This window comes from Mammaliicoccus lentus, assembly GCF_947036595.1.
Taxonomy (GTDB): domain Bacteria; phylum Bacillota; class Bacilli; order Staphylococcales; family Staphylococcaceae; genus Mammaliicoccus; species Mammaliicoccus lentus.
On record NZ_OX344834.1, the window covers coordinates 935,326 to 959,553 of the forward strand.

Genomic DNA, 24,228 nt, shown 5'->3' on the forward strand with positions numbered 1-24,228 from the left:
AAGAACCTCCTAATTTAATTGGATACCAAAGCCAAATCCTTCTAAAGTGCCATTATAATGACCGCCTGAAGCGATTGGATTTCCATTTTCGTTTTGATAAAGTTGAATAAAACTTCCCACGTAATAAGATTTTGGAGGCATTGTTGTAATATCTAAATGTACGTGTTGAACACCAGATTCTTTAAGTGCCTTTTTCCAAAATTGTAGAGACTGATAAGTAGGGTGATTAACATCAGCAAAAGTTGTTAGAAATTCTAATTGTTTATGTGTTGGTGTCTTTAAAAGTTTTACAACAGGATGTTCTTGTGTTAATAATTTTGATATTTTCGAAATGTTACGTTCGCTTATTGCCTGATACAATTCATCTGTATGTTCTTCTGAAGAAAGCAATAAATCGAATAATTGATAATGACCGATTACAGCAAAATCAATATTTAAATCTAGTTTAGTATGAATAAAATCGTAGATATATTGATAACATTGAAGCATGTCTTGTCTAGTCGGGTTAAAAATTTCGATACCTAGGTTTGTGTGAATATGTTCATTCACTGCGATAGGTCCTGCATAAGTAACACGGGATGCTTTCAGTTGATATTCACGGCTATAATGTTGTATTTGATCTGTCCAATCATTTCTTAAACTATAGAATGAATCACCATTTTTCCAAATACTGCGTGTATCTAAACTATCTAAATCATCTTGTGTTAGTTGTTTCCATTGGAGTTTTTCAATAAAACTCATATCGATTACTTCGAAATTTCTTTCATTAAAATAGTTTAAAAAAGCTAATTCTTTCTCTTTGTTTGAAATAACATCTTCTTTATAACGTACATAATCCATATTATTAACCTCGCTTTTACTCTCTACCAAACTAAAGTGTTTTTTAATTTATAGAGAATACTATAACACGGTTAATTTAACTTATCAATTGAAAGTTCTGAAAATTTGTATAGTTTAAACAATTAAAAAAATAGTCCGGGTCAATTTTTATGTCCCGGACTCTAATATAGAAATTTTATGATTGTGCTGTTTCAGTTGGTGTTTTATGAAATAGTAATAAAATGAACACGATAAATATAAATGAAGCAACCATTGTAAAGAAGACAGTACCATTTGATATTTCAATAATTGCGCCACCTAGCATCGGTCCGATAATACTACCAACACTAAACGACATAGCAATCATTAAATTCCCGGCAGGTAAGTTGTGTCGTGGTGTTAAGTCTGTCATAAAGCTGACACCTAAACCATAAAATGATCCAGTGAATAATCCGGCTGTAAGGAATAGAGCCATCATAATAAATGGTGTCGTTGGTAAGAAGTCGCCCAATAGGAATATAACACTGCCTATTAAGGTTAACCCTGTTAATACTTTTTTACGTCCATGCAAATCACTGAACATACCAATTGGTACTTGGAATAATATTGCTCCAAGGCTAAATGCAGGTAATATTAATGTGATACTTGTTACATCTAAACCATTTCTTAAACCGTATACTGGGAAGTTACTGTGTAAACCAGCTTCAAATAACCCGTATAATAATGGAAACATAAATGCAATCCAAGAAGTTTTGATTACATCACCGAAGTTTTTCAATGTATTAATCATGCTAATAGGACGAACATTAGATGACGGAAATTCATTGTGTATTAATAAGACTAAAGAAATTGTAATAATGGATAGAATTGCAGATAAGATAAATGGTAATGTTTCTGAAACATCTACGAGTTTAGCCAGTAGAGGTCCGAGCATAAACCCAGCAGAAAAACTAAAACCATATACAGAAATGGTTCTACCTAATTTTTCTTTAGGTGTGATATGAGTTAACCATGTTTGTGTACTGAAATGTAACATATTATCGCCAATACCTATTAAAAGTCTTAAAATAAACCAAATGGATAAGGTTTTTAAAACAGGGAATAAGAGTAAGGATAATGCGACTATAGCGCCACCTATTAAAATCATATATTTAAATCCACTGCGACGTACAAGACCTTCAATAAAGAATGAAGATAGAAATACACCAATATATAAAGATGTTGCATGTAATCCATTTAAAGAACTAGAGACACCGCTTCTTTCAAATATGACTGATATTAATGGTAAAAGCATCCCTTGTGAGAAACCAGAAACAGCAACAATGATTGAGAGTATAATAAATAATTTTTTAAATGATGAATTTTTCATTTCGTAGCCCCCCACGTATTTATTTGACATCTTTAGTATTTTATCACAGAGATAAATCACTTTATATGAAGAAATTAAAATAATTTCAAATTCTAAAATTAATTATCAAAAGTATGATAAAATAATATAAAATTACATAATCTGAGGAGTATCTAACAATGTATATATATGAAGACGATAGTTTAATGTTACACACGGATTTATATCAAATAAATATGGGAGAGACTTATTGGGGCGATGGCATTCACGAACGTACAGCAGTATTTGATTTATACTTTAGAAGTATGCCTTTTAATAGTGGTTATGCTATTTTTAGTGGTTTAGAAAGAATAGTTCAATTTATTGAGAATCTTAAATTTACAGAAACTGATATTGAATACTTAAGAGAAGTAGGCTATAAAGATGATTATTTAGCTTATTTAAAAGAATTACGTTTTACTGGTAACATTCGTGCAATGAGAGAAGGAGAGCTTTGTTTTAATAATGAACCATTAATTAGAGTGGAGGCGCCTTTAATACAAGCGCAATTAATCGAAACAGCCTTATTAAATATAGTGAATTTCCAAACTTTAATTGCTACTAAAGCAAGTAGGATTAAGCAAGTAGTGCATGATGAAATCGTTATGGAGTTTGGCACAAGACGCGCACAAGAGATGGATGCTGCAATTTGGGGAGCTAGAGCTGCTGTTATTGGTGGTTTTGATTCAACTAGTAATGTGAGAGCTGGTAAATTATTTGGTATTCCTATTTCTGGAACACATGCCCACTCAATGGTACAAACATATGATGATGAATATGTAGCATTTAAGAAATACGCTCAAAGACATAAAAATTGCGTTTTCTTAGTAGATACATTCCATACACTAAAATCGGGTGTACCAAATGCTATTAAAGTGGCTAAAGAACTAGGCGATAAAATAAACTTTATTGGAATTCGTTTAGATTCTGGAGACATCGCTTATTTATCTAAAGAAGCAAGAAGAATGTTAGACGAAGCTGGTTTTGAAGATGCTAAAATATTTGCGTCTAACGATTTAGATGAAGAAACAATTACAAGCTTGAAAGCGCAAGGTGCAAAAGTAACTGCTTGGGGTGTTGGCACAAAATTAATCACAGCTTATGATCAACCAGCTCTTGGTGCTGTTTATAAATTAGTAGCTATTGAAGATGAGAATGGTGAATTATCAGACAGAATTAAAATTTCAAATAATGCTGAAAAAGTTACAACTCCTGGTAAGAAAAATGTTTATAGAATTATAAATACGAAAACAAATAAATCTGAAGGTGACTATATTACTTTAGAAGAAGAAGATCCAAATAAAGAAGAAAAATTAAAAATGTTCCATCCAGTTCATACTTATAAAATGAAATATATTAAAAACTTTAAAGCAATCGATTTACACCATGATATTTTTAAAGATGGAGAACTAGTCTATAAATTACCTGAAATTGAAGAAATTAAGGAATTTGCATTCAATAATCTAGAAATATTATGGGAAGAAAATAAGCGTTACTTGAACCCTGAAGAGTATCCAGTGGACTTAAGTAAAACTTGTTGGGATAATAAGAATAAGAAAATCTTTGAAGTTGCTGAAAGAGTAGCAGACGCTATAAAGGAAGTGGATGAATGATGAGAGATTTACAATCAATCATAATTAAAGAAATGAACGTAAAACCGACGATAGATCCAGAACAAGAATTTATAGAAATTAAAAACTTTTTAAAGTCATATATAAAAGCGCATAGCTTTATTAAATCACTTGTTTTAGGTATTTCTGGTGGACAAGATTCTACATTGCTTGGGAAAATTGCACAAATTACAGTAGATGAATTAAATGAAGAAGAAGGCGCTGAGTACGAATTTATAGCTGTAAGACTACCATACGGTGAACAATTTGATGAACAAGATACGCAAGATGCGTTAGATTTTATTAACCCGACGAAACGTGTAACAGTTAATATTAAACCTGCAGTGACAGCAAGCATTAAAAGCTTAAATGAAGCGGGCGTTGAATTGACGGATTTCCAAAAAGGAAATGAAAAAGCAAGAGAACGTATGAAAGTACAGTATTCAATTGCATCTGCAAACAGTGGTTTAGTATTAGGTACTGACCACGGGGCTGAAAACATTACAGGTTTCTTTACTAAATTTGGCGATGGTGCGTGTGATGTAGCTCCATTATTTGGTTTAAACAAAAGGCAAGGTAAAGCAATTTTAAAATATTTAGGTGGACCAGATCATCTTATTAATAAAATACCAACTGCTGATTTAGAAGAAGACAAACCAGCTTTACCAGACGAAGTAGCACTCGGTGTAACATACGATGCGATAGATGATTTCTTAGAAGGTAAGAAAATTGATGAAAAAGATCAAGAAATCATTCAAAATCATTATGTAAGAAACGCTCATAAAAGAGAAATGCCTTATACTAGATACACTTGGCCAAAATAAAGCGTGACTTTTGTTAATTACGTTGATAAAATGATTCCAGTATTTTGAAAAATGGAGGGTTTAAATGTCAGCTATATTAGATAATCCATGGTTGATGGTACTATCAATATTTATTATTAATATTATTTATGTATCATGCTTAACTATGAGAACCATTTTGACATTAAAGGGATATCGATATGTAGCTGCTGCAGTAAGTGTACTAGAGGTAGTTGTTTATGTTATTGGATTAGGTTTAGTAATTAATAGTTTAGATCAAATTCAAAACATTTTAGCTTATGCGTTAGGATTTGCAGCGGGTATTATTGTTGGTATGAAGATTGAAGAAAAAATAGCTTTAGGATATATTGTAGTTAACGTTACAACTGCAGAATATGAAACAGATTTACCGAGAAAGTTAAGAGATTTAGGATATGGTGTAACGCATTACGTTGCCAAAGGAAGAGACGGCGATCGATTAGTAATGCAAATATTAACACCAAGAAGATTTGAATTAAAACTGATGGACACAATTAAACAGTTAGATTCAAAAGCTTTCGTAATAGCATACGAACCTAAAAATATTCATGGTGGCTTCTGGGTTAAAGGCGTACGAAGTAAAAAATTAAAGGCGTATGATACAGATGAAGTTTAAAGTAGAAGACAATGAAACAATCGAAATGTGCCTTAAACGTATGAGAGAACAAGGATACACACCTGTAAAAAGATTCGAAAAACCTGTATTTATAGAAAATAAAGAGGGCGAATATGAAGTGCTAAAACAAGAAATCCAATTTGTCGGTAAAAAAATAAAAGATTAATTAAAACTTAGGTTTAAATTGAGCATTATACTCCTATCAAAGTAGATACTTAAAAAGTAAAACTTTGATAGGAGTTTTTTATGTTTTTATCGTATTTAGCTTTTAATTTTGATAAGCACTGTTACAATGTATAATGTATTTAAAAATATATTTCTTACACTAATTCACGAACTATATTTATATTTTTATAAATAATGTACGTATTGTGTGATGTTTGTTATACTGTAAGTGACTAATATATGATAGGAGAATTTATCAATGATTGAACGTTATTCTAGAGAAGAAATGACTAATATTTGGTCTGAACAAAATCGTTTTGAGGCTTGGTTAGAAGTAGAAATACTTGCTTGTGAAGCATGGAGCAAGCTCGGACATATTCCAGAAGAAGATGTAAAGTTAATTAGAGAAAATGCTAAAGTCGATGTAGACCGTGCAAAAGAGATCGAACAAGAAACAAGACATGATGTTGTAGCATTTACACGACAAGTTTCAGAAACATTAGGAGAAGAACGTAAGTGGGTACATTACGGTTTAACTTCAACTGACGTAGTAGATACGGCATTAAGTTATGTTGTTAAACAGGCAAATGAAATCATTGAAAAAGATTTAGAAAGATTTTTAGAAGTTTTAAAAAATAAAGCTATTGAACATAAAACAACTTTAATGATGGGTAGAACACATGGTGTACATGCAGAACCAACTACATTTGGTATCAAAATGGCATTATGGTATACGGAAATGAAACGTAACTTAGAAAGATTTAAACGTGTACGTGAAGAAATTGAAGTTGGTAAAATGAGTGGAGCTGTTGGTACATTCGCTAACATCCCGCCTGAAATCGAAGAACATGTATGTAAAGAACTTGGGTTAGATTGTGCACCGGTTTCAACTCAAACATTACAACGTGATCGACACGCTTACTACATTGCGACATTAGGCTTAATCGCAACTTCTATAGAAAAATTCGCTGTTGAAGTTCGTGGATTACAAAAAACTGAAACAAGAGAAGTTGAAGAAGCATTTGCAAAAGGACAAAAAGGGTCATCAGCTATGCCTCATAAACGTAATCCAATTGGATCAGAAAACGTTACTGGTTTAGCACGAGTTATTCGTGGTTATATCACTACCGCTTATGAAAACGTTCCTTTATGGCATGAAAGAGATATTTCACATTCTTCAGCAGAGCGTATTATGTTACCAGATGTAACAATAGCTTTAGATTACGCTTTAAATAGATTTACAAATATTATAGATAGATTAACAGTATATCCTGAAAATATGAAAAAAAATATAGACAAAACATTTGGCCTTATATACTCTCAACGTGTTATGCTAACATTAATCAATAAAGGTATGGTTAGAGAAGAAGCTTATGATATCGTTCAACCAAAAGCGATGGAATCTTGGGAAACTCAAACACCATTTAGAACATTAGTTGAACAAGACAGTAGAATTACTGAATTATTGGACGCTAAAGAATTAGATGAATGCTTCGATGAAAATCATCATTTAAACCAAGTAGATACAATATTCAAGAGAGCTGGAATCGAATAAAATAGTTTATGCTGTACTTTAATAGAGTAATGCATTAAAATGCAATTAATGAACTTATTAAACAGGGGTTGATTTTTTGCAAATTGAAAAATTACGAGGTCAAGCACTAAACGAACTATTTGATGCTATTTTAACGCTCGAAACTAGAGAAGAATGTTATCAATTTTTTGATGACTTATGTACAGTTAATGAAATACAATCATTATCTCAACGACTTCAAGTTGCTAAGATGATTAAACAAGGCAACACATATGCACATATTGAAAAAGAATCAGGTGCATCGACAGCTACTATTTCACGTGTTAAACGTTCTTTGCAATGGGGCAATGATGCTTACACGATGATTTTAGAAAGAATGAACATAGAATTCGAAAAATAGATAATAGAGTCTGAGATACATATCTCTCACTCAAAATACAGGCTGAGACATTTAATTATGTCTCAGCCTTATTCATTATATTTAATTTTGATAAATTATATGAAAAGCTATATAATTATTAAACTAGGTTAATTAGGGAGCGTTTATAATGAAGAAGTTATTTACAGCACTTGCTGTTGCTACACTTTTATTAAGTGCATGTGGTATACAGCAAAATACAGAAGATAATCAGTCAGAAGAGAATAAGTCTAACAATGAATCGAAACAAAATGAAAACAACAAGCAAAAAGAAAATGAAAAACAAGATGAAAAAGATAAACATAAAGTTACTAAGAAAAATGGTGTAACTTATGTTGACGGTCATGTTTTTGTAAATAAAAAAATTGATTTACCTAAAGATTATGCGCCTGGTGAAAATGCTACTGCAAGAAATCAATTGAACAAATTAATTCAAGATGCAAGAAATCAAGATTTAGATTTAGTGTTTAGAAGTGGTTATCGTTCTTATGAGAGCCAAGAACAGTTATATAAAGATTATGTAGCAAGAGATGGAGAAGAAGCTGCAAACCAGTATAGCGCAACACCTGGTAACTCAGAACATCAAACAGGTCTCGCTTTTGACGTAGGTTCTGATACAGCTACAGATGATTTTAGATCTTCTTTCGGGGATACTGATGAAGGTAAATGGATGGAAAAACATGCACATGAATATGGGTTTATTATTAGATATTTAGAAGGTAAAGAAGATATTACCGGATATCAATATGAACCATGGCACTTAAGATATGTTGGAAAAGATTTAGCACAGAAGATTCATCAAAAAAATGTAACATTAGAAGAGTATTTTGATTATGGATATTAATTTTATTAAATGCTAAAAACAATAAGCGAATTTTTACGATTATGAGGAGCGTATTATTCGCTTCTTTTTTGTTTGAAATCGTCTATTTCATTTCGGAATTCAATCACAAAAATGCTATAATTAATCTTATGATAATTAAAGGAGATTGAGTATGTACGATATTAAATTGTGGCGACATGTGTTTAAATTAGATCCTGCTAAATCCATAACAGACGATGATTTAATGAAAGTTTGTGAATCAGGAACAGATGCCATCATAATTGGTGGTACAGATAACGTGACAGAAGACAATATACTGAATTTGATGAGTCGTGTTAGACGTTATCCTTTACCTTGTGCATTAGAAATTTCGAATATTGAAAGTGTTGTACCAGGGTTCGATTTCTACTTTGTTCCAAGTGTCTTAAACAGTGATGAAGTTAAATATCATAACGGTATTTTACATGAAGCGGTGAAAGAATATGGATACATGATGGATTTCGATGAAATATTTTTAGAAGGTTACGTTGTTATGAATGAAGAAAGTAAGGTAGCAAAGTTAACTAAAGCTAATACTCAATTGGATGTTGAGGATTTAATAAGTTATGCACGTATGGTCGATAAATTATATCATTTACCAATTTTTTATTTAGAATATAGTGGTAAGTATGGCAACGTAGAAGAAGTAAAAGCTATTAAAGAACATTTAGAGCAAGCACAACTTTTCTACGGTGGCGGTATCAATGATTTGAATAGTGCTCAAGAAATGGCAGAGTACGCAGATACAATAGTAGTTGGTAACATCATATATGATAATTTAAAAAAAGCTTTACAAACTGTAAAAGTAAAACAATAAAGGAAGGTTTTTATGAACGCATTGTTAGATAGAATGAATGACGAACAAAAACAAGCAGTCAAAACGACTCAAGGCCCATTATTAATCATGGCAGGTGCTGGTAGTGGTAAGACTAGAGTGTTGACGCATAGAATAGCATATTTACTTGATGAAAAAGATGTATCGCCATATAACGTATTGGCTATAACGTTTACAAATAAAGCAGCTAAAGAAATGAAAGAAAGAATCAGTCATCTCGTTGGTCCTGAGGCTGAAAGTATTTGGATATCAACATTCCATTCAATGTGTGTAAGAATCTTAAGACGTGACATTGATCGAATTGGAATCGAAAGAAATTTCACAATTATTGATCCAACTGACCAAAAGTCAGTTATAAAAGAAGTATTAAAAAAAGAAAATATAGATAGTAAAAAATATGAACCAAGAATGTTTATTGGTGCTATTTCTAATTTAAAAAACGAATTAAAGACAGTTGAAGATGCAGAAAAAGAAGCGAATGATTTTTATGCTTCAATGGTCGCACGAGTATATAAAGGCTATCAAGAAAAATTATTAAGAAATCATGCTTTAGATTTTGATGATTTAATTATGTATACAATTCAGTTATTTAATCGCGTACCAGAAGTATTGGAATATTACCAAAATAAATTCCAATATATTCATGTAGACGAATATCAAGATACAAACAAAGCGCAATATACACTTGTACAATTATTAGCAAATAAGTTTCAAAATATATGTGTGGTAGGTGACTCTGACCAATCTATATATGGTTGGCGTGGTGCTGATATTAAAAATATTTTATCTTTTGAAGAGGATTATCCAAACGCACAAACTATTTATTTAGAACGAAATTACCGTTCAACTAAAACTATTTTAACTGCAGCCAACGAAGTCATCAGAAACAACTCAGAGAGAAAACCGAAAGCTTTATGGACTGACAATACTTCAGGTGGAAAAATTCAGTATTATGAAGCGACAACTGAACGTGACGAAGCAGAATATGTTATTCGTCAAATATTAAAGAAAAAGCAAGAAGGGTATAATAATCAAGATATCGCGATTTTATATCGAACAAACGCACAATCCCGTGTGCTTGAAGAAACATTTTTAAAATCCAACATTCCTTATACTATGGTAGGCGGCACAAAGTTCTATGACCGTAAAGAAATTAAAGATATTTTAAGTTATTTACGTTTAGTTTCAAATAGTAATGATGATATTAGTTTTGAGCGTATTATAAACATACCAAAACGAGGCATTGGTCCTTCTTCTGTTCAAAAAATTGCACAATATGCTTCTATAAATAATTTAAGTTATTTTGATGCATTAGGAGAAGTAGACTTTATTGGTTTATCTAAAAAAGTCACTCAAGAAGGTGCAGATTTTTATGAGATGATGAATAACTTTATGCAGCAGCAAGAATTTTTATCTATAACAGAATTAGTTGAACAAATTTTAGATAAATCTGGTTATAGAAAAATGCTTGAAAATGAACAAACTTTAGAATCTCAAAGTAGACTAGAAAACATCGATGAATTCTTATCAGTACCTAGAGACTATGAAAAGAACACACCAGTTGAAGAACAATCTTTAATGAATTTCTTAACAGACTTATCATTAGTTGCAGACGTAGATGACGCTGATTTAGAAGCGGGTGTTACTTTAATGACAATGCACTCAGCCAAAGGTTTAGAGTTTAAAATAGTGTTTATAGTGGGTATGGAAGAAAGTATTTTCCCTCACTTCAGAAGTTTACAATCTGGAGAAGAACATGAAATGGAGGAAGAACGACGCATAGCATATGTAGCTATTACACGTGCTGAAGAACAATTACATGTGTCCCATGCAACGACTAGAAGTTTATTTGGTAGATCTCAAGCTAATATGAAATCTAGATTCTTAAAAGAAATCCCAGAAGATTTATTAGACGGCGTTAAACCAAAAACTTCATTTAAATCTAAACAAACAGCAACGCCTAAACGTGGTTTTGCGAGAAGAGTTAATAATAATCAAAATTCTAATACTACTTGGAATGTAGGAGATAAAGTAACGCACAAATCATGGGGCGAAGGAATGGTTAGTGCAGTAAATGATAAGAACGGTTCAGTTGAATTAGATATTATATTCCAAAAAGAAGGACCAAAGAGATTACTGGCACAGTTTGCACCAATTGAGAAAAAAGGAGAATAAATATGGAAGAATTAAAATCAAGAGTTGATGAACTTCACCACTTATTGCATAAATTTAATTATGAATACCATGTATTAGATAATCCATCTGTTCCTGATAGTGAATATGATAAATTACTACATGAATTGATCTCAATTGAGGAAGAACATCCAGAACTTAAAACAAGTGATTCGCCAACTGTAAGAGTTGGTGGACCACCTTTATCTCAATTCGAAAAAATTAATCACGATACACCGATGTTATCTTTAGGTAATGCTTTTAACGAAGAAGACCTTAGAAAATTTGACCAGCGTGTAAGAGATAAAGTAAGTAATATAAAATATACTTGTGAGCTTAAAATTGATGGACTAGCAGTATCTCTAAAATATGATAATGGGCTTTTTGTGCAAGGTTTAACAAGAGGTGATGGTACTACTGGTGAGAACATTACTGAAAACTTAAAAACAATTCACGCAATACCTTTAAAAATTAAAGAACCTCTTTCTATTGAAGTGCGTGGAGAAGCATATATGCCTAGAAGTTCTTTCCTTTCTTTAAATGAGCAAAAAGAAAAGAATGGAGAACAACTATTTGCAAACCCTCGTAATGCGGCTGCAGGATCATTGCGACAATTAGACTCTAAGCTAACTGCTAAGAGAAAGTTAGATATTTTCTTATATAGTGTGAATGATTTAACAGAAATTGAAGCGAGCAGTCAATCAGAAGCGTTAAACAACTTAGATGAACTCGGTTTTAAAACGAATAAAGAAAGAGAAACATTTGATGATATTGAAGGTGTATTATCATTTATTGAAAAATGGACAGAAAAAAGAAACCAATTGCCTTATGATATAGATGGCATTGTTATAAAAGTAGATGACTTAAGTCAGCAAGAAGAGCTAGGATTTACTCAAAAATCACCAAGATGGGCAATTGCTTATAAATTCCCGGCAGAAGAAGTTTTAACAACATTGTTAGATATTGAATTAAGTATAGGTAGAACAGGTGTAGTAACACCAACTGCTATATTAGAACCAGTTAGAGTAGCTGGAACGACTGTCTCTAGAGCATCATTACATAATGAAGATTTAATCCATGAAAAAGATATTAGAATAGGCGACAAAGTCGTTATTAAAAAAGCAGGAGACATCATACCTGAGGTTATACGTAGTATAGTAGAAAGTAGAGCAGAAGATAGCGAAGTTTATCACATGCCAACACATTGTCCTAGTTGTGATCATGAGCTTGTCAGAATCGAAGGAGAAGTTGCTCTACGTTGTATTAATCCTAAATGTCCAGCTCAACTTGTCGAAGGGATCATTCACTTTGTATCAAGACAAGCTATGAACATAGATGGTTTAGGCGAAAAAATTATCGAACAATTATACACGCACGATAAGATTAAAGATGTAGGCGACTTATACTATTTAACAAAAGAAGATTTATTACCGTTAGAAAGAATGGGCGAGAAAAAAGTTCAAAATTTATTAACGGCAATCGAAGCATCTAAAGAAAAATCATTAGAACATCTATTATTCGGATTAGGTGTAAGACATCTTGGTATTAAAGCAAGTGGAGTGATTGCTGAAAAGTTTGAGACGATTGATCGATTATTCGAAGCACAAATTGATGACTTAACTGAAATTCCTGATGTTGGTCATAAAATGGCTCAATCTTTAGTAACATATATGGAAAATGAAGACATACAAGTTTTAATTGAAAAATTAAAAAAGAAAAATGTTAATATGACATATACAGGTGTTAAACAATCCGAAATAGAAGGTCATCCAGATTTTAGTGGAAAAACATTTGTCTTAACTGGTAAAATGACAGAGATGACACGACCAGAAGCTACTAATATATTACAATCATATGGAGCTAAAGTAACAAATAGTGTTACTAAAAACACAGATGTTGTAATAGCTGGTGAAGAAGCAGGTTCTAAACTCGAAAAAGCAGAAAAATTAAATATCGAAGTTTGGTCAGAACAAGACTGGTTGGATAAATATCGTAATATCAATGAATAGAGGTTAATGATATGAAAAAAGGATTACTAATATTAGCATCTGTTATGTTACTTACAGCATGCTCATCTGATACAACTCAAAAAGATAACCAAAACAAATCTGAAAAAGATAAAGAACAAACAAAACAGATTTCTACTGGTATGCAAATCTCAAATGATTATTATCGTACTTTATTACCATTTAAAATAAGTGCTGCTAGAGGATTAACACAAGATAATATGGTATCTAGTTATAATAGCGAAGCATTTGAAAGTGGCTTGTTAGACATTAGTAAACAAACATTTTCACCTGATGAATATTTGTACCGTGATGGTCAATATCTTGAAAAAGATACAGTTAGAGCTTATTTAGCACCTAAATATACTAAAGATGAAATAAAGAATATGAGTGCTGAAGAAAAGGAAGAAAAACAAGCTGGTGAAAATTTAGGTCTGAACCCAAGTCATAAAGGCGAAACAGACCCTGAAAAAATAGCTGAGAATTCTCCTACATACTTATCTCATATTATTGAGCAAGATTACTTTACCGAAAGTGATGCTAAGAAACAAAAGATCTCAGGTATGACGATCGGTTTAGCAATGAACAGTGAGCATATATATCAAAAAGAAGAATATGGTGAAACATATACTAAAAAGTTAGATGAAAAAGAAGCAGAGAAACAAGGTAAAGAAATGGCGGAAGAAATCTTATCTCGATTACGTGTAAGAGATGATATAAAAAATATCCCGATTAATTTTGCTATATTCATTCAATCAGGTGAAGGTGATATTAAACCTGGTAAGTTTGTAACATATGGAACAAGTGAAGGCGGTAAAAGGTCAGTTAAAAGCTGGGAAAATATGAATGAAAAACATGTCACGATTCCATCATCAGAAGCAGCTGATTTAGACAAAAATTTAAATTCTAATTTCGAACAATTTAACCAGGACTTACAAAAATATTTCCCTAATTTTACACAATCAGTAGGTACAGGTAAGTTTGAAGATGATAAACTAACAGAGCTTGAAATTAAAATTCCACTAGATTATTATGGCAAAGCCGAAGTTATAGGTGTGACGCAATATGTCGCAGATTTATCTGAGAAGTACTTTAAAGGTATAGATGATATTGAAATTTCAATAATTGATGGGGAAGAACCACAGTCTTTAATTACTAAAACAAAAGATGATAAAGAACCAGAAATTCATATTTACAAATAAATAAGAGCTTAAAATAATTCTCCTAATCCGTTAATTTTTAAATAGCAGATTAGGAGAATTTTTAATATAGGAGTGGGGTAGAAATCTCTTTATTGCCAAGATTATGGAGAAAAGGGAACAAGGCTACCATTATTGACACGTTTGGTGAGAAAAGACAATAAGGCTACCGTTATTGACACGTTTGGCGAGAAGTGGCAACAAGACTATCGTTATTGACACGTTTGGCGAGAAGTGACAATAAGGCTACCGTTATTGACATGTTTGATGAGAAGTGGCAATAAGGATTCCAAAAGTTGCAAGACGCGACCCACGTGCAACATAGCGTCTCCAGTTTACCACTATCAATACATAATAAAGCTCCCAATCCATCGGATCGGGAGCTTTACTCTGACTACAAATATTATAATCTATAATCATTTGTTTTATTTTTCATCTAAAATACGATTCATTTTATCTAGATTATCAATAACGTGTTTTTCTGGTTTTTTCGTAAATGAACTTACAACTGTTGTTACAACAACGTTAGTTAAGAAACCAGGGATAATTTCATAAAGTTCGAAAATACCTCCGTGTCCTTTCATCATAATCCAGAATAATACTACGATAGATGATGTTACCATACCTGCGATAGCACCATTTTTACTTAAGCCTTTCCAGTATAATGACATTAATACTAGAGGTCCGAATGCTGCACCGAACCCAGCCCAAGCATTACCTACTAAGTTTAAAATAGTGTCGTTTGGCGTCCATGCTAACATGATAGCAACGATTGCTACAAGTAATACTGCAAAACGTCCTATTAATACAAATTCTTTATCTCTATCTGCTTCTTTACCTCTTTTTCTAGTTATAATCTTATAGAAGTCTTGAGTTAAAGCACTTGATGTAACAAGTAATTGAGATGAAATTGTACTCATGATAGCAGCTAATATAGCAGCTAAGAAGAACCCACCAACTAATGGATGGAACAATACTTGACTCATTAAAATAAAGATTGTTTCTGGGTTATCAATTGTTTGAGTTGTATCATGAATGTACGCAATACCAGTTAAACCTACTAAACAAGCACCAATTAATGAAATAGCCATCCAGCCAATGCCGAAACGTCTAGCTTTTGGTAAAAGTTTATGAGATTTAATTGACATGAAACGAACGATTATGTGAGGTTGACCAAAGTAACCTAAGCCCCATGCTATTAAACCAATGATACTAATTGCTGAAGTACCTTTAAACAAATCAAGGTTTGTAGGTTTTACTTCTGCAACTGTGTTAAATGTATCAAAACCATTTAGCGTTATTAGTGCTGCAATAGGGACCATAACTATCGCTATTAACATAATGACACCTTGGAAGAAGTCTGTTAAAGAAACAGCTAAGTATCCTCCAAAGAAAGTATATATAACAACGATACCCATTGTTAAAATAGCACCAAGTCTATAATCTAAACCGAATGCACTTTCAAATAGTGTACCACCAGAAACCATACCTACTGATGTATACAATGTAAAGAATACTACTATAATAATACCTGAAATAACTTTTAATACATGTGAATTATCTGCTACGCGTTTTTCAAAGAAATCTGGAATTGTAATCGCGTTTCCTGTGTGTTCTGTATAAACACGTAATTTTGGTGCGACTAATATGTAATTTAACCAAGCACCTACTGTTAAACCGATAGCTAACCATGTTGCTGATAGACCAATGCTATAAACTTCTCCCGGAAGCCCCATGATCATCCAACCACTCATATCGGATGCACCAGCGGATAAAGCTGTTACGTAAGGACCTATACTACGGCCACCTAACATGTACTCATCTAAATTGCTTGTAGATTGTTTATATGCATAATAACCAATCGCTAATAGTACAACAAAATAGACTATAATCATGAAGTAAGTCTGCCAGCCTGAAACAACTCCAGCACTAGCGTCAATTTGTCCTAAAATAAACATTTTCCCGCTCCTTTATATTTTTTATATATTTTAAAGTTGCACGTTGCCCATTATACACAATTGAAATAATATTCAAAGGGTAAAAAGTAACCAAAGTGTATATTTAGCTTACCATGTTTTGATTTTCATGTCACAAATTGTACACAATTCGAATAAAAGTAAAATATGCTGACGCCTTTGTTTATGTAGGGTATAGCGAATTTTTAAAATTCAGCCAAAACTTAAAAGTTTGACTAATTAAAATATTAAAAATTTCTTATTAATTTTTTAGAATTTTAACCATTTCATCAAAATTATTTACTGTTTTTTCCTCTGGAGGATTTGTGAATAGGCTTACAATGATTGTTAAAATCATACTCGTTATAAAACCAGGAATAATTTCATAAAATTCAAAAATACCGCCGTGTTCTTTCATTAATATCCAAAATATTACAATTAGTGAACCACTTACTATCCCAGCTATAGCTCCGTATTTAGTAAGGCGTTTCCAATATAACGATAATAGTACAAGGGGACCAAATGCCGCTCCAAAGCCAGCCCAAGCATTTCCCACTAAATTGAGTATTGTATCGTTTGGATGCCAAGCAATATACATTGCGATTAAGGATACGATTAATACTGAAATACGTCCGACGAGAACGAACTCTTTTTCGTGTTCTTTATCTTGTAATGTCTTACCTCTTAAAAGCATATAAAAATCTTGAGTTAATGCACTAGAAGTTACTAGTAATTGTGAAGATATCGTGCTCATAATAGCTGCTAAAATAGCTGCTAAGAAAAATCCGCCGATTAATGGATGGAATAAAAATTGACTCATCACAATAAAAATAGTTTCAGGATTATCGACTTTTACATTGTTTACTTCCACAAAAACGATACCGATAAGACCTGTAATACATGCTCCGATTAAAGAAATTGCCATCCATGAAATGCCGATTCTTCTAGCTCTCGGCATTAATTTGTGAGTTTTAATAGACATAAAACGTACTATAATATGTGGTTGACCAAAGTAACCTAAACCCCAAGCGAGTAAACTGATTATGCCAACTGTTGTTGTTCCTTTAAACCAATCTAGACTAGTGGGGTTTAATCGGCCGACTTCTGAAAATGTATCTAGACCATTTAATTTGAGTATAGCTACTATTGGAACGAGCACTAAAGCTAATATCATAATGACACCTTGAAAGAAGTCAGTTAATGATACAGCTAAATAACCTCCAAATAATGTATAGAGAATAACGATGCTAGCAGCTAGTATTAAACCGACATGATAGTTTAATCCAAATGCACTATTAAATAAAACACCACCTGCTACCATTCCTGAATGTGTGTATAAAGTAAAGAATATGACGATTACTAAACCAGAAATTATTTTTACAATTCTAGTATTGTCCGATAATCGCTTTTCAAAGAAATCAGGTAATGTTATCGCATTGTCGGAAAGCTCTGTGTAAATTCTTAAACGTGATGCAACTAATATGTAATTAAGCCATGCACCAATCGTTAACCCGATAGCTATCCAAGTAGCTGATAATCCAATACTATAAACAGACCCAGGTAGCCCCATAATCATCCAACCACTCATATCAGAAGCCCCAGCAGATAATGCTGTTACTAATGCACCTAAATCTCTTCCGCCTAACATATATTCGTCAAGCGTGCTTGTCGATCTTTTGTATGCATAAAATCCGATTGCTAACAAAATCGTAAAATATACAGCAATCATGACATATGTTTCCCAAGAAGTTTCGACTTTTACATTTTTAAACGTATTTCCAAGTATTAACATGAAAAACCACCTCTCACTCATTGACTTAAGTTCAGAAATTATTCTGATAATTTATTATACATCAATGTATACGCTTTCATGTAGTTATTTTCTATTAACTTTAGATTTTTATATGAAAATTTGTTAAAATTATATGATGTTAGATTAACTAAGGAGGCGTCGCACATGACGAAAGTAACATCTGAGCAAGTTGAACATGTTGCTAATTTAGCTAGACTTGAAGTTTCACAAGACGAAGTCAATGAATTCACACAATCGTTAGAGGATATCTTAAACTTTGCAGGACAATTAGATGAAGCTAATACAGAAAATGTTGAGCCAACATTCCACGTATTAGATTTACAAAATGTTCTAAGAGAAGATAAGAGTGAATCAGGGATTCCTCAAGAAGAAGCATTAAAAAATGCTAAAGAAACTGAAGCTGGCCAATTTAAAGTACCAGCTATTATGAACGAGGAGGACTAAAGCATGACAATTCGTTATGAAACGGTAGAACGTTTATCAGAAATGATTAAAAACAAAGAAATCAAACCATCTGATATCGTAAGAGACATTTTTGATGCAATTGAATCAGATGATAAAAACATAAAAGCTTTCTTAGCTCTTAACAAAGAAGAAGCTTTAAAACAGGCAGAAGAACAAGATAAATTACAAGCAGAAGATAAAATGGAAGGTAAACTATTTGGTATTCCAATGGGTATCAAAGATAACATTATTACTGAAGGCGTTGAAACGACTTGTGCAAGTAAAATGTTAGAAGGTTTCATTCCTATTTATGAATCTACTGTAATGAATCAATTAAAAGCTGAAAATGGAATTTTAATTGGTAAATTAAACATGGATGAATTCGCAATGGGTGGTTCAAACGAAAATTCTTATTTTAAGAAAACCGTAAACCCATTTGATCATAAAGCTGTTCCTGGTGGTTCTTCTGGTGGTTCAGCAGCTGCAGTTGCGGCTAGTTTAGTACCATTCTCATTAGGTTCAGATACAGGTGGTTCAATACGCCAACCTGCATCATATTGTGGTGTAGTAGGTATGAAACCTACATATGGACGTGTATCACGTTTTGGTTTAGTTGCATTTGCATCTTCATTAGACCAAATTGGACCGATTACACGAAACGTAAAAGATAATGCTTTAATTTTAGAAACAATCGCAGGTCATGATGAAAAAGATTCAACAAGTGCACCTGTTGAAGATGTAGATTTCACTTCAGAAATAGGTAAAGACATCACAGGATTAAAAATAGCAGTTCCAGAAGAGTTTCTTGGTGAAGGTGTATCTGAAGATGTAAAAAATTCAGTTACTGAAGCTGTTAAAACTTTAGAATCTTTAGGTGCTACTGTTGACCGCGTTTCATTACCGAATACTAAATATGGTGTAGCAAGTTATTACATCATTGCATCTTCAGAAGCGTCTGCAAACCTTGCTAGATTCGATGGTATCCGTTATGGTTTCCACTCTAAATCTGCAAATACATTAGAAGAGTTATATAAAAAATCTCGTGGCGAAGGTTTCGGAGATGAAGTTAAACGTCGTATTATGTTAGGAACATTTGCATTAAGTTCTGGTTATTATGATGCTTATTACAAAAAAGCTCAAAAAGTAAGAACATTAATTAAACAAGACTTTGAAAAAATATTTAAAGACTATGATGTTATCGTTGGACCAACTGCTCCAACAACAGCATTTAATATTGGTGAACAAGTTGATGACCCATTAACAATGTACGCGAATGATATTTTAACAATTCCTGTTAACTTAGCTGGCGTACCATCAATATCAATTCCTTGTGGTAAATCAAATGGTCGTCCAATTGGTTTACAAATTGTTGGTAAACCATTCGATGAAAAAACATTATACAAAGTTGCTTATCAATATGAAACACAATTTAACTTACATGATGACTATAAAACATTACAAGGAGAGTGAATCTGAATGCATTTTGAAACAATAATCGGCTTAGAAGTACACGTCGAATTAAAAACAGAATCAAAAATGTTTTCACCATCACCAGCTCATTTTGGTGCTGAACCGAATACAAACACAAATGTAATAGATTTATCATATCCAGGTGTTCTACCAGTAGTAAACAAAACTGCTGTAGATTGGGCTATGCGTGCAGCAATGGCATTAAACATGGATATTGCTACAGAATCAAAATTTGATAGAAAGAACTATTTCTATCCAGATAATCCGAAAGCGTACCAAATTTCACAATTCGATCAACCAATTGGTGAAAATGGTTGGATTGATATAGAAGTTGACGGCGAAACAAAACGTATTGGTATAACACGTTTACACATGGAAGAAGATGCGGGTAAACTTACTCATAAAGATGGTTATTCTTTAGTCGACTTAAACAGACAAGGAACGCCATTAATTGAAATCGTATCTGAACCAGATATTCGCTCACCTAAAGAAGCGTATGCTTACTTAGAAAAATTACGTGCTATTATCCAATACACTGGCGTATCAGACTGTAAAATGGAAGAAGGGTCACTTCGTTGTGACGCTAACATTTCATTACGTCCATACGGTCAAGAAGAGTTTGGTACTAAAGCAGAATTGAAAAACTTAAACTCTTTCAACTATGTTCGTAAAGGTTTAGAACATGAAGAAAAACGTCAAGCTGAAGTGTTATTAGCAGGTGGAGAAATTCTACAAGAAACTCGTCGCTTTAACGAAGCTACTGGCGAAACAATCTTAATGCGTATTAAAGAAGGTTCAGACGACTATCGTTACTTCCCAGAACCAGATTTAGTGCCACTTTATGTTGATGATGAATGGAAAGAGCGTGTAAGAAAAACAATTCCTGACTTACCAGACGTTCGTAAAGAGCGTTATGTAAATGACTTAGGTTTACCAGCATACGATGCTCACGTATTAACATTAACTAAAGAAATGTCTGATTTCTTCGAAGAAGCGATTGAGCATGGAGCAGACGTTAAATTGACTTCAAACTGGTTAATGGGTGGAGTTAATGAATATTTAAATAAAAATCAAATCGATTTACAAGATACTGCATTAACACCAGAAAACTTAGCTGGAATGATTAAGTTAATTGAAGATGGAACAATGAGTAGTAAAATTGCGAAAAAAGTGTTCCCTGAATTAGCTAAAAATGGCGGCGACGCTCAACAAATTATGAAAGATAAAGGTCTTGTTCAAATTTCTGATGAAGAAACGTTATTAGGATTTGTTACTGAAGCATTAGACAATAATCCACAATCAGTAGAAGACTTTAAAAATGGTAAAGGGAAAGCAATGGGCTTCTTAGTTGGTCAAATTATGAAAATTTCAAAAGGACAAGCGAACCCTCAAGTTGTTAACCAATTACTAAAATCAGAATTAGAAAAAAGATAAAAGATAAATATATGGGTCTGAGACATACTTAATTGTCTCAGACCCATTTTTTCTTTGGTATAACCTTTGTTATTACTCAATACTTTGTGGAATCAATTAAAATGATATATAAAAATATTTATAGTACACAAAACGTTAATATATTTTACTTTCTAATATGTATCATTTGCTATAATATAAAGATATAAGAATATACAAGAGGGATCACAATGAAAAAAAGAGCTAGAATCATTTATAATCCAACATCAGGTAGAGAGTTATTTAAGAGAGCACTACCAGACGTGTTGATTAAATTAGAACAAGCTGGATACGAAACAAGCGCTCATGCTACAACGAGTGCTGGAGATGCTACATATGCTGCTAAAGAAGCTTTGAAACATGATTATGATGTTATTATAGCAGCTGGTGGAGATGGTACTCTTAATGAAGTTATCAATGGTATCGCTGAAGCAACTAATCGACCTAAATTAGGTTTAATTCCAATGGGGACGGTAAATGACTTTGGAAGAGCATTGCTTATACCTAATGATATTATGGAAGCTGTAGATACAATCATTAAAGGTGATCTCGTGCCAGTAGATGTTGGTAAAATGAACAATCGCTACTTTATAAATATTGCTGGTGGTGGTAAAATCACCGAAGTATCATATGAAGCACCAAGCAAATTAAAGACTATGGTAGGACCATTAGCTTATTACATCAAAGGTTTAGAAATGTTACCACAAATTAAATCAACAGATATTCGAATTGAATATGATGGGAATGTTTTTCAAGGTGAAGCCATGATGTTTTTAATAGGTTTAACAAATTCAATTGGTGGTTTTGAAAAATTAGTACCAGATGCTGAAATCAATGATGGTAATTTCACTTTATTAATATTAGAGAAAGTTAATTTTGCTGAACTTGGTCATATTATGACATTAGCTTCTAGAGGCGATCATATTAACCACCCTAAAGTACATTATACAAAAGCAAAAACGATTAACGTATCTTCATTTGAACAAATACAGTTGAATGTAGATGGTGAATTTGGTGGCGTTCTACCAGCCAATTTTGTGAATTTAAAAAGACATATACAAGTATTTTCTAAATTAGAACGTGTGAAAGCAGAGCATGGTATTGAAACTGTAGAACGAGAAAGAGAAAGACTTCACGAAGAGCAAACTGAAGAATAAATACATAGGGACATTTAACTGTCCCTTTTTTCTATGTTGTACGTGAAAGAAGGAGAAATTATGGCAAGTATAGTAAATAAAAACGAAGTGTATACGGGACAAGTTATAGATTTTACACATGAAGGTCATGGCGTTGTAAAATTTGATAGATACCCAATATTTGTACCAAATGCAATTAAAGATGAAGAAATAGAATTCCGAGTTATAAAAGTAAAAAAGCAATTTGCTATTGGTAAACTGTTAACTATAAAAGAAACATCAAATGAAAGAGTTGAACCACCTTGTGAATATTATAAAGTTTGTGGTGGGTGTCAATTACAACATTTAAGCTACGAAGCCCAATTACAAATGAAAAAAGAACAAGTCGTCAATTTATTCAAGCGTAAATCGAATTTTGAAGATACCGTTATACATGACACAATAGGTATGGAGAACCCTTGGCATTACCGTAATAAATCTCAAATACCAGTCGGGAAAAATAAACATGGTGAAATTGAATTAGGATTTTATAGACAAAGAAGCCATGATATTGTAAATATCGATCACTGCATGATACAAGATAAGAAGCATGACACAATTATGGTTAAAATAAAGCGATTAATAGAAGATTTGAATTTAAGTATTTATAACGAAGATAAGCATAAAGGTGAATTAAGACATATCATCTTAAGAACAGGTTATTATACTGGGGAAACTATGGTTATTTTTGTAACAAACAGTAAACAATTAAGTCATAAAAATAAAATCATAGAATTTATTACTTCAGAATTTGATAATGTAGTTAGTATTAAACACAATGTGAACCGAGAAAAATCAAACGTTATAATGGGAAGAACTTCTTATACACTTTATGGACAAGATACAATTACAGATCAACTAGCAGAATATCAATTTAAAATATCAGATACATCTTTCTATCAAATTAATCCAACTCAAACCGAAAAACTATACAGCAAAGCATTAGAATACGCACAATTAAACGGTGAAGAAACAGTAATTGATGCATATTGTGGAATTGGCACAATAGGGTCATATATGTCACAAAAAGCTAAACATGTATATGGTGTAGAGATAGTAGAACAAGCTATAGAAAACGCAAAAGAAAATGCGAAAATCAATCATATAGAGAATGCGACATGGGAAGCAGGAAAAGCAGAAGAAGTTATATTAAAATGGCAAAAAGAAGGCATTAAGCCAGAAGTCGTTATGGTCGATCCACCAAGAAAAGGATGCGATCAAACATTTATAGAAACACTAATTGAATTGTCACCAAAGCGTATTGTGTATATATCATGTAATCCAGCAACACAAGTAAGAGATGTAGAAATATTAAAAGGAAGCGGTTATCAACTAAAAGAAATCACACCAGTGGATATGTTTCCACACACGACACATGTAGAAACAGTCGCTTTAATAGAGAAAATAAGTGAATAAACAATGAAATTTTAGACGTTCAATTAAAATTGAGTGTC

At 32.4% G+C, this 24,228-nt stretch carries 20 protein-coding genes; 16 read left to right on the forward strand and 4 right to left on the reverse strand.

What is annotated here, in order from left to right:
* Positions 1-9: 9 nt before the first annotated feature.
* A complete protein-coding gene (locus ACNMOQ_RS04570) occupies positions 10-840 on the reverse strand; it encodes an ATP phosphoribosyltransferase regulatory subunit (RefSeq protein WP_016999069.1) in 831 nt (276 codons plus the stop codon).
* 175 nt (positions 841-1,015) lie between these two features.
* Positions 1,016-2,188, reverse strand: a complete 1,173-nt coding sequence (locus tag ACNMOQ_RS04575) for an MFS transporter (protein ID WP_064204887.1) — start codon at positions 2,186-2,188, stop codon at positions 1,016-1,018.
* 158 nt (positions 2,189-2,346) lie between these two features.
* Here ACNMOQ_RS04575 and ACNMOQ_RS04580 point away from each other — a divergent pair, with 158 nt between their 5' ends.
* From ACNMOQ_RS04580 to ACNMOQ_RS04630, 11 genes are all read left to right on the forward strand, one after another.
* On the forward strand, positions 2,347-3,819 hold the full coding sequence (locus ACNMOQ_RS04580; protein ID WP_064204888.1) for a nicotinate phosphoribosyltransferase: 1,473 nt from the start codon (positions 2,347-2,349) through the stop codon (positions 3,817-3,819).
* Positions 3,819-4,640 (forward strand): ammonia-dependent NAD(+) synthetase, encoded by an 822-nt coding sequence (gene nadE / locus ACNMOQ_RS04585; RefSeq protein WP_026023611.1) that lies wholly within the window; start codon positions 3,819-3,821, stop codon positions 4,638-4,640. Before ACNMOQ_RS04580 ends, nadE begins: the two co-directional genes overlap by 1 nt.
* A 64-nt stretch (positions 4,641-4,704) precedes the next feature.
* Positions 4,705-5,274 carry a DUF2179 domain-containing protein gene (locus tag ACNMOQ_RS04590; RefSeq protein WP_016999065.1) on the forward strand — a complete coding sequence of 190 codons (570 nt, stop codon included), beginning with the start codon at positions 4,705-4,707 and terminating at the stop codon, positions 5,272-5,274.
* Positions 5,264-5,440 (forward strand): NETI motif-containing protein, encoded by a 177-nt coding sequence (locus tag ACNMOQ_RS04595; protein ID WP_064498971.1) that lies wholly within the window; start codon positions 5,264-5,266, stop codon positions 5,438-5,440. Before ACNMOQ_RS04590 ends, ACNMOQ_RS04595 begins: the two co-directional genes overlap by 11 nt.
* Positions 5,441-5,698: 258 nt before the next feature.
* The gene (gene purB, locus ACNMOQ_RS04600; protein WP_016999063.1) at positions 5,699-6,994 is read left to right on the forward strand and encodes an adenylosuccinate lyase; all 1,296 of its coding nucleotides are present in this window, start codon (positions 5,699-5,701) and stop codon (positions 6,992-6,994) included.
* Between the two features lie 76 nt (positions 6,995-7,070).
* The gene (locus tag ACNMOQ_RS04605; RefSeq protein WP_016999062.1) at positions 7,071-7,373 is read left to right on the forward strand and encodes a YerC/YecD family TrpR-related protein; all 303 of its coding nucleotides are present in this window, start codon (positions 7,071-7,073) and stop codon (positions 7,371-7,373) included.
* 148 nt (positions 7,374-7,521) lie between these two features.
* Entirely contained in the window at positions 7,522-8,235 is a 714-nt protein-coding gene (locus tag ACNMOQ_RS04610; protein WP_103269081.1) for a M15 family metallopeptidase, read from the forward strand.
* Positions 8,236-8,386: 151 nt separating this feature from the next.
* The gene (pcrB, locus tag ACNMOQ_RS04615; RefSeq protein ID WP_016999060.1) at positions 8,387-9,070 is read left to right on the forward strand and encodes a heptaprenylglyceryl phosphate synthase; all 684 of its coding nucleotides are present in this window, start codon (positions 8,387-8,389) and stop codon (positions 9,068-9,070) included.
* Positions 9,071-9,082: 12 nt separating this feature from the next.
* A complete protein-coding gene (gene pcrA / locus ACNMOQ_RS04620) occupies positions 9,083-11,263 on the forward strand; it encodes a DNA helicase PcrA (protein ID WP_239706234.1) in 2,181 nt (726 codons plus the stop codon).
* Positions 11,264-11,265: 2 nt separating this feature from the next.
* Positions 11,266-13,269, forward strand: coding sequence for an NAD-dependent DNA ligase LigA (gene ligA / locus ACNMOQ_RS04625; RefSeq protein WP_239706235.1), 2,004 nt, complete (start codon positions 11,266-11,268; stop codon positions 13,267-13,269).
* A gap of 11 nt (positions 13,270-13,280) precedes the next feature.
* Positions 13,281-14,468, forward strand: a complete 1,188-nt coding sequence (locus tag ACNMOQ_RS04630) for a CamS family sex pheromone protein (RefSeq protein ID WP_016999057.1) — start codon at positions 13,281-13,283, stop codon at positions 14,466-14,468.
* A gap of 422 nt (positions 14,469-14,890) precedes the next feature.
* Here ACNMOQ_RS04630 and putP (ACNMOQ_RS04635) read toward each other — a convergent pair whose 3' ends face one another.
* Entirely contained in the window at positions 14,891-16,423 is a 1,533-nt protein-coding gene (gene putP, locus ACNMOQ_RS04635; RefSeq protein WP_416350290.1) for a sodium/proline symporter PutP, read from the reverse strand.
* Between the two features lie 259 nt (positions 16,424-16,682).
* Positions 16,683-18,212 carry a sodium/proline symporter PutP gene (gene putP / locus ACNMOQ_RS04640; protein ID WP_016999055.1) on the reverse strand — a complete coding sequence of 510 codons (1,530 nt, stop codon included), beginning with the start codon at positions 18,210-18,212 and terminating at the stop codon, positions 16,683-16,685.
* 165 nt (positions 18,213-18,377) lie between these two features.
* Between putP (ACNMOQ_RS04640) and gatC the strand changes: the two genes are divergently transcribed.
* The 5 genes from gatC (at position 18,378) to rlmD (ending at position 24,190) form a co-directional block, all read left to right on the forward strand.
* Entirely contained in the window at positions 18,378-18,677 is a 300-nt protein-coding gene (gene gatC, locus ACNMOQ_RS04645) for an Asp-tRNA(Asn)/Glu-tRNA(Gln) amidotransferase subunit GatC (RefSeq protein WP_016999054.1), read from the forward strand.
* A 3-nt stretch (positions 18,678-18,680) separates the two neighbouring features.
* Positions 18,681-20,147, forward strand: coding sequence for an Asp-tRNA(Asn)/Glu-tRNA(Gln) amidotransferase subunit GatA (gene gatA / locus ACNMOQ_RS04650; RefSeq protein WP_064204893.1), 1,467 nt, complete (start codon positions 18,681-18,683; stop codon positions 20,145-20,147).
* 6 nt (positions 20,148-20,153) lie between these two features.
* Positions 20,154-21,581, forward strand: coding sequence for an Asp-tRNA(Asn)/Glu-tRNA(Gln) amidotransferase subunit GatB (gene gatB / locus ACNMOQ_RS04655; protein ID WP_016999052.1), 1,428 nt, complete (start codon positions 20,154-20,156; stop codon positions 21,579-21,581).
* Between the two features lie 209 nt (positions 21,582-21,790).
* Complete coding sequence (locus ACNMOQ_RS04660) at positions 21,791-22,756, forward strand: diacylglycerol kinase (protein WP_016999051.1); 966 nt, start codon at positions 21,791-21,793, stop codon at positions 22,754-22,756.
* Positions 22,757-22,816: 60 nt separating this feature from the next.
* Positions 22,817-24,190, forward strand: a complete 1,374-nt coding sequence (gene rlmD, locus ACNMOQ_RS04665) for a 23S rRNA (uracil(1939)-C(5))-methyltransferase RlmD (RefSeq protein ID WP_416350291.1) — start codon at positions 22,817-22,819, stop codon at positions 24,188-24,190.
* The last annotated feature ends 38 nt before the right edge of the window (positions 24,191-24,228 follow it).